Here is a 17,112-nt window from a genome sequence, read left to right as displayed (position 1 = left end):
GACTAATGATTTGAATAAAAACGTTTATAAAACTTATTTTTTTCACAGTTTTTTTGTTAAGCATTTTGGTAATATAAACGTCCATACAGTAATTTGAATTAGTAATATTATAAACTAGAATTTAGAATTATTTTTAATAATACTAATTGCAGCAAAATTGACAATTCTTAACCCTATTTGTGTTAGTAAATAACTTTCCCTTTTTCTACAATTACAAAATTTCTATTAATTTTCTCTTTTGAATAAAGAGAATTAAGTAAACAGAAATAAGTCAATTTTAAAATTCAATCAAATAACAATCAACGAGTTAAATTAAATATTTTTATTTGTCTGGAAAATTAGCGAATCAAATGTCTAACAAAATTTCTTTTTTATTACATTAAAGCCAAATGGAAACTCTAATATCCTTACCAAATTTTGATTTGAATGATCTTCGATTTTTTACATAATTTTGCTAAAAACCAACTCGTTTTCTTTAACAGTGATAAATTTTATTTTCGAGTTCTTTTAAAAAATAATTAAACTTCAACATGTTTAAATATACAAGGGCGCTATTAGAGATTTAATCGAAGCTAAACAATGGTTCGAAATCCCGTTAAAGATATAGGATTTTTTTCTCTTTTGGTTTATTGTTATTTTTTGATATTAAATATTGTTGTTCAACTGAGGTTAAAAATTGATTTATTTCTTACTCCTTTAAATGCTGATAAAGAAATCTCACTTTAAAATGATTTAACATCTCATTATTACTTGAATTTCCCGCTCAAATTACTTCAAATATAATTATTGCTCGACTGAAACAAAAAAATGTTTTATTTCCAACCGGCACTTATTACTTATCGACTTAATAAAAAATAATTTGGGAAACATTCTCTGACTTCTTCCGTTAAGAACCGCAAAAATTTATTTTACATTGGCTGCAAAGAAAGATTGTACAATCTTACTTTTAATCATTTCTTTTTCTTTCTTTACTATAAATACTAAACGATACGACAAAATGAAACCAACAAAACCTAAACCACTTAAAAATGTCCAGTTAATTTTATAACCGTAAGTATCAATAATAGCCATTCCTGTTTTGGTACTTAGAATGTGTGCTATACTATAGCTCATCGTAAAAACAGCCATAAATTTGCCTTCTTGCTTTTTCAAAGATCTCTTTTTCACAAAAGAATTGGCAAAAGGAAATGTAAGCATTACTCCAATAGTCATAAAAATCATCATTAAAATTAAAGCTATAATGCTATGCTCAATGAGCAAGAACAAATAGCTGACACTCATTGAAAATAACCCGTAAGAAACCATCAAAAGCTTATTAATATTTTTTGACTCTACATAAGACACGATTGCTAGTTCAAAAAGTAAAATAATTATCCCATTAAGTGCCAAGAACAATCCGCTTTCGATACTTGAAAAATTGAAAACTTCCTTGTAATAAAGAGACAAAGTGGTGAACATTTGAAAAAATAAGATTCCTGTTATTAAGGTTACAACCAAATGGATTAAAAATGGCTTATCTTCAAAAATTGAGTTTTCCTCTTTTAAAAATTTAAATTTATTTAACTTATAAGGAAGCACTCTTTCTTTTACAAAAAATGCAAACAAAAGAATACTCAACATACAGGTCAATCCGTCTACATAGAATAGTACATTATAACTAAATAATGTTATAATTATCCCGCCTATTAATGGCCCAAACATAAATCCTAAATTAACCATAGAACGAATCAAAGACAATGCTTTTGTTCGTTCTTTTTTGCCTGCATAAGTATCTAAAGAAACCAGCATTGCCGGGCGATACATGTCTGCAACTGTTGTCAACAAGAGAACTCCTGCGCAAAAACTATAAAAATCAGTAAGAAACTGAAGTCCTATAAAGATAAGACCGCTCGCAAGAAGACTGAAAACCATTACTTTATAAAACCCTATTTTATCGGATAATTTACCGCTAATCCATGTTCCCAGAAAAGATCCTGTTCCGAAGAAAACCATAACCCAGCCAATCTGACTGTAACTAAAGTGAAGTTCTTCTAACATGTATTTGGACAGAAATGGTACAACCATTGCCCCTAACCTGTTAATAAATGTAGTTATGGCTAAAATTTTTACTTCAACAGAAAACTGACTAAAATTTTTAAAATATCTTTTTAAAAGGGGAATCATAATTATTAGGGTATCTATTTACATTAACAGATTTTTTCTTCTATAATCTAATTTCGTAGTAATAATAATTGGAAATAAAACTTTTACGAACAAAACCAAAATTTTCGTAAAGACGGTGCGCGGCAAAATTCTCAACATCTGTATTTAAGGAAACATATTGTATGTTGTTCTTTCTTGCATTATCAATACATTCTTCCATAATTTCCCGAGCAATATATTTCCGTCTAAAACTTTCTTTTACATACAGATAAGAAATATGCCAGGTGAATTCTAAAACTGATTTCGGGCAAATTTTAAAATGTAAAACTGCAAAAGCAACAACCTCACCATCATGTTTCTTCGCAAAAATTTTAGCCTTTTTTTGACATAATTTTTCTCTTATAAACAAAACTGCCTGTTCCAGATTAAGAAGTTTTTCGTCGATTAACTTTGATTCGTAAATAATATCTTTAACTAAATCAAAATCGGATGGAAAAATCTCTAAAACTTGATTTAATTGATTCATAGAAAAAATTTTCCTTCCATTTTTTAATTTTTATGTTATAAGTTATTATGAAAGAAGTAATTAAAAAAAGAAAGCTTATCAGAAAAACATTTTCTAAGTAAGCTTTCTTCCTTTTAGAAATTGCAATATGAACTAATAATTGCACTATGATAAAAATTCAAATTGCAATAGTTACAGTTTACCTTTGATTTCTCTTTTATATTTGTTCAACAAAGCAGTGGTTAATCCTAAATTAGCTTTTCTAGAATCTACTGCCAGATAAATGAAATATTCATTATTTTCTGAAATATCTATTATATGAATCTGCTCTGTCAGAGTGATCATAATTCCATCGATAGCCTGATCTAACCCCAGGGCGTTTATAGCATTTAATTTTGCTTTTACTACTTCAAGATTGAAAGCCGATGCTAATTCCGGATCAAAACTATTAGACGCAGAATCGCTGTAATAAGAAATACCACTTTTAATTTCGGTTACTGCAAGAGCAATATAACCAGGGATGTTTTTTCTAACATCATCACCAAATTGTTGTAAGAAATCAGACATATTTTATTATTATTTATAGGATTAAAAATTCTTTTAGTGAAAAAAACAGACTCAGATATTTATCTTAAAAGTTAGTTTTGATATTTTTTGAACGATCAACAATATAGGAAACCAGCCATGCAATTTGTCCTTCTTTTGCAAAATATACTTTTCTGTTTTTAAGCTCAGGAATACTTTCTAAACAGGCAATTAAAATGGCATTTCCAGCAATAAGGTGTCTTTGGTCGTATGTGTTGATGACTTTCTCAGCTTGCTTATTTTCTTTTGCTAAATTTTGATAATTATTAAAACTATTTTTCAGTATAGCATCGTAATTCATTATATCCGAAAGACTTATAGGAATAAAATGTTCATCACTTTTTTGATTGTAATACAAAGTCGTGAAAGCCCAAACAGTCCCTCCAGATACATAAATTTTGTTCTTCTTTAAAGATGCCGGACTACTGTTAAGCAGCTGTTTAATTTTATCTCTCAAAACCGGAGCATATTCAAAAGCTTTTTCCTGATAAACCGACATCCAGTTTGCTTCACTAGGTATAAGAATTGTTTTATTAATCGCTTCCGTCAATGTAATAGTACCGTATTCAAGATTTAAAGGAAAAAATTCAAACTTGTTATCATTCTGAACATTGACAAATCCACCTTTAGTATTACCTCCTCCAATATCAAGAATCATTGCATCTTCATAATCTCTTGGAGGAATTGAACCTTTTAAAAGCATTTTCCCTTCGGTTTCTGCATCGATAAACTCAAGATCTTTATTGCATAATGTTTTAATCTTAGTTACTAAATCGCCCGTATTTTGGGCCATTTTAACACCAGAAGAAGCTACAATAAAAATATTCTCGTCACTAACATTATATTTAAGCCTAATTTTTTGCAATTGTTCATTGACTATATTTCCAGCAACAAAAATATCTTCTTGTGCCAGATTTCCATCTCTAGATATTCCTTTTGCTATCCCTGCATTTTCTGTCCAAAAGCCTAAAATTGTATAATCACCCTTTTTAATATTATTAACATCTATAACAGACATTTTAATTCCTTTACTGCCTATTTCTATTCCTGCGTAAAGATTTTTTTGTGAATAAGAATTTATTGATGAAAATATTGCCGCTAGAATAAAAGTTAGCAAATGTATTTTTTTATGCATTTTTTTTATTTTAAGAAAGATTTCAGATTGTAACTCTTTAAGACGCAAAACATTAAAAAAAACCTTAAAGAGAGGGGCAAATTTCACTAATAAAAACAGAAAAAGTTGTAGACAAAAACATCTCTTGCTGTAGAAATAATTCTACTAATTTTTAAGTTTTTAAATTAAATATTTGAACCATCAGAAAAAATCATCTGTTAACCAATAGTTTAACTTAATTCACATCCGGAAAATTTCGACCGATGTAAATGAAATGCAAAATTTCGTTTGAATAAATAAACAATAAGGTTGTAAATTAGCTGTATTCCTTTAGATCCCTAAAAATCCTGATTTGCAATATTCAAACTAAGATGGCATTAAGTAAAAAAGTTTTAATAATCACCTTTATCTCACTTCTCTCACTCACAAGTTTTAATGTAAAGGCACAGACAACAAAAGAGATAGACAGTGTTATATTAAAAATGATCCACGAATCTTACGATGAAAACCTGGATTTTGACAAGATTATCCGTGAATCTTTCGAGATTATCAAAAAATCTGAATCGCTGAATTATGAAGAAGGTATTGTTGTCGGGAACATGTTTGTGGCAGATGTTTTGGCAAAACAAGGAGAATATAAAAAAAGCCTCGAATACATAAAAAAAATTAAAAAATTCTCCAAATATCTATCAGAAAATCCTACAGACGACTTTAATTTATTAATTCTTCAGTATGAGAATTGTCATAATTTAGGTTTAAACTCACTTGCTCAACAGTATTTTAAAAAAGCAGAAAAAGTAGGGCTGAAAGTAAAACATGAAGGTCTTAAGGCAGCCAACCTTTTTAATCTGTATACCTCTTATGATATTATAGGCAAAGATCAAAAATCAATATATCATTATTTAAACAGAGCAAGAAAATTATTCGATATTGAAAAATACAAGGAAATTGCCTCATATAAACAGGATAAAATATTGCTCAATATTTCTTTCGGCAATTACTTCTTAAAAAAAGACAACAAAGATTCAACAAAATTCTACTATGAACTTTCTTTGAAACTGTTAAAAAAAGAAAAGGACGATTACCTTGGAGTATATGCCCACAAAGGTCTTTCTAAATTATACGAGCAACAAAACAATATTGCAAAAGCATTAGAACATCGTTTAAAATCTATTGAAATGCTGGGCGACAATCCCAGTTCTATTGAAGATGTATTGGATGCATATTTGTCAACAAGTAAAATTTATGACAAATTAGGTGATAACAAAAATGAAAAATATTATAGAGATTTATACACCGTATTAAATGACAGCATCGAGAAAAACAAATCTAAAGCCAGAGATTTTACTGTTATTCATTTATTAGAGGAACAAAAACAGGAAATAGAAAAGACAAAATCGACAAGTTCAAAATTACAAATTATTATTCTAATAGTTGTCCTGATAATTTCAATTTTAGGTTACTTTAAATTTAGGAATTATAATCAAAGAAGAAAAGACGAAACCCAATCACTACTTAAAGACATAGAAGAATACGAAGAGAAACTAGAGAAAAACAATATAGAGTCTCAAGTTTTTTTATTGGAAAAAAGAGAAGCTGGTTATAATGATCTAATTGATTTAGGAAAAAAAAATCATCCCAATTTTTATAATTATTTTAAGGAGCTTTATCCATCTCTACACGAAAAATTAATAGAAATTGATCCAAATCTGCAGCTTTCAGAACTAATTCTTTGTGCTTATCTTTATCTTGATTTTACAACAAAAGAAATAGCCATTTACACGTTTAAATCTTTTAGAACAATTCAAAACAGAAAATACACTTTAAGAAAAAAATTAAATGTTCCGACATCCGAAGATATTTATGTCTGGATGAAAATGCTTTAGTAAAAAACAATCTTTTCGACTTCTTATAGCACTGTAACAAAAATGTATTTTTTGAATTTTGAAAAACAGCAAAAGTTCAAAAAATAATATTTCGTTATTCTTAACTACGAAAATAACAAAAGGCTTCTAAAGGCATAAAAATAGAGGGTTTATCGAAATTATAATTCAAAAAAAGTAGCTAATGAGTATGTGTTATTACTTGTTTTTATAAATTTCACACAAGATATTTGCATACCCAAATTTTAGCATAAATTTTGTTAAATCCATTAAGATAAAAATTTCGTAAGTACAAAAAACTTTTACAACGCTGACCATCTCTTCCGCTATAAAAACATTTGTTATGGAGAATAAATTTAAAGTTCTAATTGTTGACGATCATAGTGTAGTTCGACACGGGTTAGCCTTAGTACTGAAAAGGGGCTGCGATATTGTATCTATATCTCATGCAGACAATTATGAAGACCTTACAATCCAACTAAAGGAAAATCAAGATTTGCTCTTTCTTGATATAAGTATTCCCGGCGGAAAAAACCTCAAAATGGTAGAAGATATTAGAGCTGAATATCCTAAACTGCTAATTATGATGTTTTCTGCTTACGCTGAAGAACACTATGCCTTACGATATATACATGCGGGGGCTAATGGTTTTTTAAACAAATACAGTAAAGATGAAGAAATTCTTACTGCGGTTAAGTCTGTTATAAATACAGGTAAATTTATTAGTGATGTGGTCAAAGAAAAAATTATACAAAATACGCTTCATAATCTACCTATAAACCCCTTAGAAAAGCTATCTTCCAGAGAAATTGAAGTTGCCGAACTGCTTGCTAACGGAGAAGGAACTATAGAAATTTCCAATAAACTGAATGTTCAAATGAATACCGTGAGTACTTTCAAAAGCAGAATTTTTGACAAACTTGGAGTCAATAATGTTATAAAACTAGTTGAGATTTTAAAAATATATAAAAACTAATTCTTTGCCCTAATGTTTTTTGACCCTATAAATTAAGTCTTCAACGAAACTCAGAAAAAACGTCTTTTATGATATTAAAAGACTAAGCAGGCGCTACATCCAAAAGTATCGCAGAAAACCATAAAATTTCTTGTAATCCGAATCAAGTAAAATAGTAATAAACTATTATCAGAACACATCCAAAATCTAAACACTTTTTCTAAAACGATTAAATAACAATTAACTATAAAAAAAGTCTATCGGAATTATCCTTAAAAAATCTTAATTTTTCACAATAATTGCCCAAATATTTAAAATTCCAGACATACTAACATTGCGGATATAAATATTCTGTACTTTTACATCAGAAATATCCGCCATTAAATTCTTCTTTCTCAAAAATACATTTTTTTCATGAACGCCTCCCCTATGCTTACACCACAGAATGAAGCTGAACGTCTTGATGCCTTAAAACGCTATAACATACTAGATACGCTCCCTGAACAAGTTTTTGATGATGCCACGGCACTGGTATCTTATATTTGCGGAACCCCAATAGCCTATATCTCTTTTATAGATGAAAACCGTCAGTGGTTTAAATCCAAAATTGGATTTGATGTCTCAGAAGTACCCAGAGAAATCACCCTTTCCCGCTATACTATTATGGACTCAAAATTAGTTGAGATTCCTGACACACTTCTTAACGAACGCTTCAAAGACGATCCCAACGTGACAGACGGCTACAAGATAAGGTTCTATGTAGGAATGCCCATAACCACTCCCGACGGCTACGTCATAGGAGTGCTGTGCGCTGTGGACCATGAACCCAGACAGTTAAACGACAACCAACGCAACGCCCTTAATATCGTAGCGCGCCACGTAATCAATACCTTGGAATTAGGCCGTAAGAACAAAGAGCTGGCCAAGCAGAAAAAGATAGCCGACCGCGCCGTAGCTGCAAAAGAAAATTTTCTGGCCAATATGAGCCATGAAATACGCACGCCGCTTAATGCCGTTATTGGATTTACCGAACTGCTGTTTGAAACCAGTCTTGATGAGCAGCAGAAAGACTTTTTAAAAGATGTGCAGATTGCAGGAGAAAACCTCTTAGTGATTGTCAACGATATCCTGGATCTCTCAAAAATCGAATCCGGCAGTATTGCGCTCGAGCAGAAGCCCTTTGAACTGAAGAGTGCACTGAAACATGTCTATGACCTTCTGAAAGTAAAGGTACACGAAGCCGTAGATTTCAACCTATTTCTGGATGCGGAACTCCCGGAAATAATTTCCGGCGACCAGGGCAGGCTCAACCAGATTATGGTAAATCTCGCCGGTAATGCCCTTAAATTTACAATGGAAGGCGAAGTAACCATTTCCGTAAAAAGAATAGCCGAAACGGATGACAGCCATCAAATCCGTTTTTCAGTAAAGGATACCGGCATCGGAATATCGCAAAAGAATCTTGATACTATTTTTGGAAGATTCACTCAGGCCGAAGAAAGCACAACAAGGAAATTTGGAGGAACGGGACTTGGACTGAATATTGTCAAACAGCTAGTACAACTGCATGATTCCGATATCCATGTTAAAAGTCGTGAAGGAAGCGGATCAGAGTTTTATTTTACAGTATCTTATAAAAAAGCATCCTTAGATGCCAAAATTCCAGAAGATAAACTGGTAAATGATCTAGGAATGCTCCACATCCTCCTATTTGAGGACAATTACCTGAACCAGAAACTGGCTCAAAACGTAGTTGAAGGATTCGGATTCCATATTGATATAGCCGAAAACGGCGACAAGGGTATTGAACTGCTTTCTGCAGGCCAATACGACGTGGTGCTCATGGACCTGCAGATGCCTGTGCGTGACGGATTCCTGACAACAAAGTACATCCGCCAGGAAATGAAGAGCTCTATTCCCATTATCGCAATGACGGCACATTCCCTGGCAGGAGAGCATAATCGCTGTATGGAAGCCGGCATGGACAATTATATGTCCAAACCTTTTAAACAGCGTGAACTTTTGGAAGCTATAAAAACAGTTATGCAAAAGAATGCAGACTCTTAATTCTTAAAGCAGTCAAAGAAAGTACAAATTCATCAGAGAAGATGCGCTGGATTATTTTTCAGATCCTCAAAAGCAGCTTCTTCTGCTGAACTAAACACACACATATAGTAAAATCATTGTGAAAAGCCCATATGATACAAGAAATAAGAATCAACAAATGAAGCCAATTCCTATATATAAGCACTAGAATTACCAAAGAATTCAATTAAAATAATAGTTTCAAAAAAAACTCGCATCAATGATGCGAGTTTTTAATAAATCTTCCTTATATATCGGACTAAGATTTCAATTTTACAGTAACTTTTTCAATTTTTCCTTTAAAAGCGAATGGTACATCATAATCTTTAGTAACCGGCGTACCAAAGTCTTCTCCAACATCTAAAGTTTCATCTGAAGAGAATCGGCTAGGAACAGTTCTAGGAATATCACCTTTAGCGGCTTCTTTACCATCAACCAAAATTGCAGCTTTAGCTGCTTTTCCTACTCCGCCTCCTGCATAGTCAAAATTTAAAACTATGGTATGTTTGCCAGCTGTTAAAGGAGTCGAAGACTGAATTGTCCATTTATGATTTGGATAATGAGAGAACGCATAAGAGAATGTTGGTTTTCCTTTCTGAAGCATTAAAGCAAAACCTGCAAAATAACCACCCTGCGTGATAATCATGCCATCCTGACCAGCTTTAACTTCAATTTGAGCTTCAATGCTAAAGGAAGCATTTTTTAAATTTGGCGCCATACCCTCTGTAATGCGTGAAATTCCCTGATAAAAAACAAACTCTTTTCTGCCTTCATTAAATTTCGGTCTGTTTTCAGGGTTTACCCTGTCTATATAACGATCATCAAATGGAAATACTTCATATTTTTGAGCTTCTTCCATAAAAGCTTTCTGCATTTCTTTTAGCTTTTCAGGATTTTTAGCCGCAATATCATTGGATTGCGTAAAATCCTTTGTAAGATCATATAGCTCCCATTTATAGTCTTTCACAGGATCTTCTGATGGAACTGGGTGTCCTTGCCAAGGTAAATTTCTTGGAGTGGTGCTAGCCATCCAACCGTCTTTATAAAATGCCCTATTGGCAATTACCTCAAAATATTGTGTTTTGTGTGTTTCTGGGGCTTGTGCATTATCGAAAGTATAAACCAAACTTTTACCTGCAAATGGTACTTGATCAAATCCGTCTACTTTTTTAGGTTCAGGAATGTGTGCGGCTTCCAAAATTGTCGGCACTATATCGGTAATATGAGTAAACTGGCTGCGCATCTGTCCTGTCTGTTTAATTCTCGCAGGCCATGAAATGACCATCCCTGTTCGGCTTCCTCCTAAATGCGAAGCAATCTTTTTGTCCCATTGATAAGGTGTGTTCATAGCATGTGCCCATCCGTGTGAATAATGTTCTGCCATCCAAGGGCCTCCAAATTCATCCAAATTCTTAAGCATAAATTCTTCGGTGTCTTCCACACCGTTAACCAAGACCCCAATTTCACTGGTTAGCCCCTGCCCGGTTGGATCTTCTGCACTGGCACCATTATCACCCATGATAAAAATAATCATAGTATTATCCAGCTCCCCTAAATCTTTGATTGACTGGATTATTCTTCCAATCTGATTATCACAATATGCTACCATTCCGGCATATACTTCCATTTCTCTTGCTGCCACTTTTTTCATTCCAGGAGAAAGAGCATCCCATTTTTGGTAGTCTTTCGCGGTTGGTGCAAGTTTTGCATCGGCAGGAATAACTCCAAGTTTTTTCTGGTTTTCATAAGTAGCGATACGCTGTTTGTCAAATCCCTGATCAAATTTTCCCTTGAATTTAGCAATCCATTCTTTTGGAGCCTGATGCGGTGCATGTCCCGTTCCTGGTGTATAATAAGCAAAGAAAGGTTTATTAGGTGAAACGTTCTTCTGAGTTTGAATCCAATGAATCGCATGATTGGCTAGATCATTATCTAAAATATAATCCGGATCTACTTTTTCGTCTTTTAAATAAGGATCGACTGGTTTTGTTCCTTCAAACAACGCAGGTCTGAATTGATGCGCATCTGCACCAAGAAAACCATAAAAATATTCAAAACCTAAACCTGTCGGCCACAAGTTAAATGGTCCAGCTGGTGTTGTCATCCAATCAGGCACATTATGGTTTTTACCAAACCAAGAAGTCCCATAACCATTATCGGTTAAAATTTTACCTATAGTCGCCACGCTGCGTGGCACTAAACTATTATAACCCGGATATGGTGTCGAAAACTCCATGATGATTCCCGTTGCTGCCGTATGATGGTTACGTCCCGTAATTAACGCCGCCCTTGAAGGAGAACAGACAGCTGTAGTATGAAAACGGTTGTATCTTAATCCATTTTTGGCTAATTCATCAAAATTGGGAGTTGGTATAGGCCCTCCAAATGCGGAACTGGCTCCAAATCCAACATCATCAATCATAATCAGCAGCACATTTGGCGCACCTTCTGGAGCACTGATTTCTTTCGGCCATTTTATAGGATCAGAATCCTTTATGGTAGGAGCAACTTTACCTACTTTCTGATAGGGCTCTATTGGAAGGTTTGTCCTGTCAGGCCAGTTTGGTGTATCCTGTGAATATACTGCACCAGCAAAAAACAGAATAATTAATAAAGTAAACGGGAAATCGAAACGTTTCATAACTCACTAATTTTAAGTTGATTTGTTAGATTAAATGTAGGTCATTATACTATTCTTTAAAGAAACATAAGTCTAAAACTGGTTGCAGATTATAATCTGCAACCAGTTTTAGAATTTAATCTCGTAAAACTTTTTTACAAAGATTGATGAAAGCTGGACGCCTCCTGTGGTAGAGAAATATTAGGATTACATGCAAAAACAAAAAAAGGGCTGATTAAAAACAGCCCTTTTTTATTCATATTAATTTGAAATTCTGAAAGAATCCAATTGAAAAACCTAATTATTCTACAAGCTCAAAATCTGGCATTTTAAATGTTTTATTATTAAATTCCTCAGTCGGACCATACAATCTGAACATCGGCATTGGCCTTTTGTTTCTTGTCGGAATCCAGTTATTTTCAAATCCGGCAGGTGCTTCAGGACCCACATAAATTGGAATGCTTCCATCAGGATTTTTCTTCATATTTGGCAGATCATAAGTCGACAAAGTTGTTCGATTTGATTTTGAATAAATAAAACTGTAAGTTCCTTTGTCGTAAACTGTAAGCGCCCAAAACTGTTTCACAGGCATATTTGCCGGAACATCAACTTTGTATGTTTTTCCTGCTTCCAATAAATTACCTTTAAAATCATTCATACACATAATGTATTGTGTCGCAGGATTTGCAGAAAGTATTTTTGGAACATACGTACATTGAAAATACTGGAGTGCTCTAGTTTCAATATCAATACTATTATCATATTCATAAGTAAAAGCTTTGTTTTTGTCAGCCTGCATTAATGAAGCATAATGTCTGTCTGGCCAGTAAAGCCATGATTTTGGGTAATTGTCCCATAGTTTCAGCATATAAAAATAAGCATCGACAGCACCCTGATTCATTGCTTTTTTTGTTTTTTCATCAGGTGCATATTCTTTTTTTCCATGTTCAATCCCTAAAGAAGCCAGCATTCCCATTATGACTTTATCTTTTGGATTGGCATTTTCTAAAGAAAAAATGGCCTGCACATCATTAAAATATTTATCATTAAAGAAAGGCAGCGTGGCATATCTCTGGTTGGAAGGATCAATAAATTTTTGTGTTGGAGGATTTGATGCTTCACTGAGACGGTACATTTTTAAACGTTTTGCATAAGCGTAAGCATCCTCTACCGATTTGCCTGGAGCTCTTACAGATCTAAAAGCAAAAGCTATTCGGTAGCTTGGAGAAGCTACATGCAGATAGCCGCTTGGAATAGTCCCCTTGTAATTTGGCGGAGTAAACAAATATTTTGAAGCCTTACCTTTATCCAGTCCCGACGGACCGATATCAGCAATAGTCAGCTGCCAGTGGTCTACAACCTGTCCATATAAAGAACCGTCTGCTCCTGCAGCGGGAATTTCCAATACAGTCGGACCTACGCTCAAATCTGAAAAAGCCGTAATATAAGGTGTTGAACTGTTGGCCGTAATGGCTTCCAGTTTAGGTGTTGCCACTTTAGAATAAGCAATGATATCATTGTCTTTGTATCCTAAATCTTCTATGGCAGCAGCCCGGAATCTATAAATATCAACGGCAGGAAGCGCCCATAATACGGCCTCAAACGCCCGATGATATTTTACCTGATAATCTAAATCTTCAGTCGAAGGTTTGGCATCAAAAGCCGGCTGACCTGCTAGAGGTTCCATAGCGGGATCAAACTTAGCAGCTTCAGTTGAAGTTCCTGTGCTTTCACTCGGTTTTTCTTTTGATTTCTGGCACTGAATGGCAAGCAAGCCGACAATTGTAATACAGATGATTTGTTTTGAATACATAACGACAGGATTTTGGTTAAATAACTACTTAAACATCAAATACTTGAATAAAAATACAATAATTTTATGAAAGAATACCGCTTGTTATAAAATCAAAAATTAATACATCATATTTAGTCAAAAAACATCCATCGGTTTATATCTGCTGTGATATTTAAAATTCATTCGAACGACATTAAATGAGTTAATTTATATAATTTTACTAAAAAGTAAATCGCTTTCATTAAACATTTATAAATTTATTTTCAATAATTTTATAAAAACTATACATCTCAATAAATTTAAACATACATGCGTTTTAAACAATTTTTAACGTTTAACCCCTACAGGACATACAAACCGCTCCTTAATAAGAATTCAAAATAATTATCTTACAAATTCACTTGAAAATAAGCTAATTTCTTTAAATCTTGCATGAAATGATTTGGATTTTGTGTCGTAGAGTCACTTAAGGAGACAACTAGACAATAGTTGTCTCTTTTTTATGTACAAACATATAGATTTTCAAGCCTTTAAAGCCTAATATTGTGGTTCGATTTTTTCACAAGAAATCATTAGTCTGTTTGGAATAAACAGACTTAAAGTGGCTTTATTAAAAGGTAAACGATGGTTCAAAGTCCCAACTAAGATGCAGTATTTTTTTTCTCTTTTGGTTTGTCGTAATTTTTTGATACTAAATACCGTGATTTCAAATAAACAAACCATCTCGGAACTATCCATACAGATTTTTTATTTCCGACATAACAAAGGTACTCTGGGTACTTCCTATACTTTCAACTGATCCCAATTTATTAAACACAAAATCCTGATAATGCTTCATATCTTTGGCGGAAACTTTCATTAAAAAATCGTAATCTCCTGAGATATTATAGCATTCCACAATTTCTTCTATCTTCATAATATCACTAACAAACTGATTTCCAATATTACGATCGTGCTGTTTCAATTTGATATTACAGAAAACTATAAATCCTCTGTTTAATTTTTCTGCATCAAGGAGTGCTATATACTTTTTAATATAACCATTATTCTCCAGTCTTTTAATACGCTCAAAAACAGGCGATGCAGAAAGATTTACCATCTTAGCAAGCTCTTTTACTGTATATTTAGAATTATCATGCAGTATATTCAATAACTTAAGATCAATATCATCTATCTGCTCCATAGAATATTTTACTTTAAATAAGTTTAATTAATTTTTAAATCAGAATAAAATTCCTCAAATATAATCAAAAACAATACAAAAATCTTATTTTAGAAAAATTACAAATATACTAACCTGCTGTACTCATTTTCACAGAATAAAAATCACACTTCTTTTCGTCGAGCCATACCCTGAGCGATAATGCTGGCGGCAATCAATTGCAAGGCATGGTAAAGCATGAGCGGCAGCAATACAATACCGGTAATAGTACTGTGCTGAAAAAGTACTTTTGACATAACGGTGCCGTGTACCAATGACTTTTTAGACCCGCAGAATAAGACGGTAATACGGTCTTCTTCTGAAAAACCAAGCAAGCGACTGAGTAGTCCGACACAAAAGAATACGGCAAAAAACAACGCCATCATCCCTGCAGCGAGTCCGACAAGTTCAAGAGCAGTGAAACCTTCAAAAAGATGTTCGGAGAATGACTTGCAAAACGACGTGTAAATAATCGTTAGAATAACTGCCTGATCGAAATATTTGAGCTGTTTTTTGTATTTTTCGGCAATAGCGCCAAAACGGGAGTTCAGGCTGATACCAATAATGACAGGTAGCAAAACTTGAAGAATCAATTTTATAACAATTTGAGTGACATCAAAATCACCTGTCGCAGAAGCTATAAACAACCCAACCCAAAGCGGCGTAACCACTACTCCGATCAAACTGGAAATACTCGCATTGAAAATAGCTGCAGGAATGTTGCCTTTAGCAATGGAAACCATGACCACAGAAGAGGAAACTGTAGACGGTAAAGCTGCCAGAAAAAACACACCCAGCCAAAGCAGCTCGAAACCGTTATTGACAAACAACGGGCGAAATGCAAAAACAATGAGCGGAAAAAACAAAAAGGTGGTCAACTGAACAATAATGTGCATTTTCCAGTTAGAAAGTCCGGCTTTTAGTTTCTCAACACTCAGCTTCATGCCATAAAACAAGAAAATTAATGAAACACCAGCATTGGCAATCTCCTCCAATGAAACGGGCTCTTTGATCATACCTGGCTTTGGCAAAAAATAAGCCAACAGAATCATAGTGGCTATCATTAACAGGAAACCGTCGAAACCTGCTTTTTTTAATACTTCTAATAATTTCTTCAATGTGTTTTTAATATTATTCTTCCGTGGAAGCACGGATTCCATTATTAATATATTGAGATTAAATCCCAAGTTCTTTACGAATAATTTCTGCTCCTGCGCTTAAAGCATTTAGCTTACCGCTGGCTACATTTCGTGACAACGGAGCCATACCGCAGTTTGTAGAAGGGTAAAGATTTTCGGCATCTACAAATTTAAGAGCTTTACGCAGGGTAGCAGCTACTTCTTCTGGTGTTTCGATAGTATTGGTTGCCACATCAATGGCACCAACCATTACTTTTTTACCGCGAACCAGTTCCATTAAATCTAAAGGCACATTGGAGTTGTGGCATTCTAGTGACACCACATCAATTTTAGATTTTTGAATTTTCGGAAAAATTTCTTCGTACTGACGCCACTCTGAACCTAATGTTTTTTTCCAATCAGTATTGGCCTGTATTCCATAACCATAACAAATATGAACCGCAGTCTGGCAGTGCAAACCTTCAATAGCTCTTTCTAATGCCGCCATTCCCCAATCATTTACTTCGTCAAAGAACACATTAAAGGCAGGTTCATCAAACTGGATAATATCTACTCCTGCATCCTGTAGTTCTCTTGCTTCTTCATTGAGTGCTTTCGCAAATTCCCATGCCAGTTTTTCACGGCTTTTATAATGGTCATCGTACAAGGTATCCACCATTGTCAGCGGACCAGGTAACGCCCATTTTATAGGTTTATTAGTCTGTTTGCGTAGAAATTTAGCATCCTCAACAAAAACTGCTTTCTGACGTGCGACCTCACCTACAACCATAGGAACACTCGCATCATAACGGTCACGGATTTTTACGGTTTTACGGTTTTCAAAATCTACTCCGCTTAAATGCTCGATAAAAGTCGTTACAAAATGCTGACGTGTCTGCTCGCCGTCACAAATAATATCCAGACCTGCCAATTGCTGTTCCTGCAAAGAAATGCGTAGAGCATCCTGTTTCCCTTCAAGCAATTGCTCCCCTTCTAATTTCCAAGGTGACCAAAGTTTTTCAGGTGGTGCAAGCCAGGCTGGTTTAGGTAAACTTCCAACAATTGAGGTTGGTAATAGTAATTTCTTCATAATAGTATAATTTTAATGC

General features: G+C 33.8%; 12 protein-coding genes. 3 read left to right on the top strand and 9 right to left on the bottom strand.

What is annotated here, in order from left to right:
* Window positions 1-903: 903 nt before the first annotated feature.
* From GWR14_RS01000 to GWR14_RS00985, 4 genes are all read right to left on the bottom strand, one after another.
* Window positions 904-2,163, bottom strand: a complete 1,260-nt coding sequence (locus GWR14_RS01000; protein ID WP_163407087.1) for an MFS transporter — start codon at window positions 2,161-2,163, stop codon at window positions 904-906.
* Between the two features lie 40 nt (window positions 2,164-2,203).
* On the bottom strand, window positions 2,204-2,668 hold the full coding sequence (locus GWR14_RS00995; protein ID WP_163407086.1) for a GNAT family N-acetyltransferase: 465 nt from the start codon (window positions 2,666-2,668) through the stop codon (window positions 2,204-2,206).
* A 171-nt stretch (window positions 2,669-2,839) separates the two neighbouring features.
* Window positions 2,840-3,214, bottom strand: a complete 375-nt coding sequence (locus GWR14_RS00990; protein WP_163407085.1) for a hypothetical protein — start codon at window positions 3,212-3,214, stop codon at window positions 2,840-2,842.
* Window positions 3,215-3,278: 64 nt separating this feature from the next.
* Window positions 3,279-4,367, bottom strand: coding sequence for a Ppx/GppA phosphatase family protein (locus GWR14_RS00985; protein WP_163407084.1), 1,089 nt, complete (start codon window positions 4,365-4,367; stop codon window positions 3,279-3,281).
* A 461-nt stretch (window positions 4,368-4,828) separates the two neighbouring features.
* Here GWR14_RS00985 and GWR14_RS00980 point away from each other — a divergent pair, with 461 nt between their 5' ends.
* The 3 genes from GWR14_RS00980 to GWR14_RS00970 all read left to right on the top strand — a co-directional run bounded on the left by GWR14_RS00980 (window position 4,829) and on the right by GWR14_RS00970 (window position 9,251).
* Window positions 4,829-6,232: a helix-turn-helix transcriptional regulator gene (locus GWR14_RS00980; protein WP_163407083.1), complete on the top strand. Its 1,404-nt coding sequence runs from the start codon at window positions 4,829-4,831 to the stop codon at window positions 6,230-6,232.
* 340 nt (window positions 6,233-6,572) lie between these two features.
* Window positions 6,573-7,205 carry a response regulator transcription factor gene (locus tag GWR14_RS00975; protein WP_163407082.1) on the top strand — a complete coding sequence of 211 codons (633 nt, stop codon included), beginning with the start codon at window positions 6,573-6,575 and terminating at the stop codon, window positions 7,203-7,205.
* A 393-nt stretch (window positions 7,206-7,598) separates the two neighbouring features.
* The gene (locus GWR14_RS00970) at window positions 7,599-9,251 is read left to right on the top strand and encodes a GAF domain-containing hybrid sensor histidine kinase/response regulator (RefSeq protein WP_163407081.1); all 1,653 of its coding nucleotides are present in this window, start codon (window positions 7,599-7,601) and stop codon (window positions 9,249-9,251) included.
* A gap of 277 nt (window positions 9,252-9,528) precedes the next feature.
* Here the strand turns inward: GWR14_RS00970 and GWR14_RS00965 are convergent, their stop codons facing one another.
* From GWR14_RS00965 to GWR14_RS00945, 5 genes are all read right to left on the bottom strand, one after another.
* Window positions 9,529-11,910 carry an arylsulfatase gene (locus tag GWR14_RS00965; RefSeq protein WP_163407080.1) on the bottom strand — a complete coding sequence of 794 codons (2,382 nt, stop codon included), beginning with the start codon at window positions 11,908-11,910 and terminating at the stop codon, window positions 9,529-9,531.
* Between the two features lie 280 nt (window positions 11,911-12,190).
* Window positions 12,191-13,702: a DUF1254 domain-containing protein gene (locus GWR14_RS00960; protein WP_163407079.1), complete on the bottom strand. Its 1,512-nt coding sequence runs from the start codon at window positions 13,700-13,702 to the stop codon at window positions 12,191-12,193.
* A gap of 712 nt (window positions 13,703-14,414) precedes the next feature.
* Window positions 14,415-14,867: an Lrp/AsnC family transcriptional regulator gene (locus GWR14_RS00955; RefSeq protein WP_163407078.1), complete on the bottom strand. Its 453-nt coding sequence runs from the start codon at window positions 14,865-14,867 to the stop codon at window positions 14,415-14,417.
* Between the two features lie 143 nt (window positions 14,868-15,010).
* Window positions 15,011-16,003, bottom strand: a complete 993-nt coding sequence (locus GWR14_RS00950) for a bile acid:sodium symporter family protein (protein WP_163407077.1) — start codon at window positions 16,001-16,003, stop codon at window positions 15,011-15,013.
* A 58-nt stretch (window positions 16,004-16,061) separates the two neighbouring features.
* Window positions 16,062-17,093: a methionine synthase gene (locus tag GWR14_RS00945; RefSeq protein WP_163407076.1), complete on the bottom strand. Its 1,032-nt coding sequence runs from the start codon at window positions 17,091-17,093 to the stop codon at window positions 16,062-16,064.
* Between the last annotated feature and the right edge of the window lie 19 nt (window positions 17,094-17,112).

It is taken from the genome of Flavobacterium ajazii, from assembly GCF_010614725.1.
GTDB classification, from domain to species: domain Bacteria; phylum Bacteroidota; class Bacteroidia; order Flavobacteriales; family Flavobacteriaceae; genus Flavobacterium; species Flavobacterium ajazii.
The sequence above is the reverse complement of the archived record's forward strand: the minus strand, read 5'-3'. Positions and strand labels throughout refer to the sequence as shown.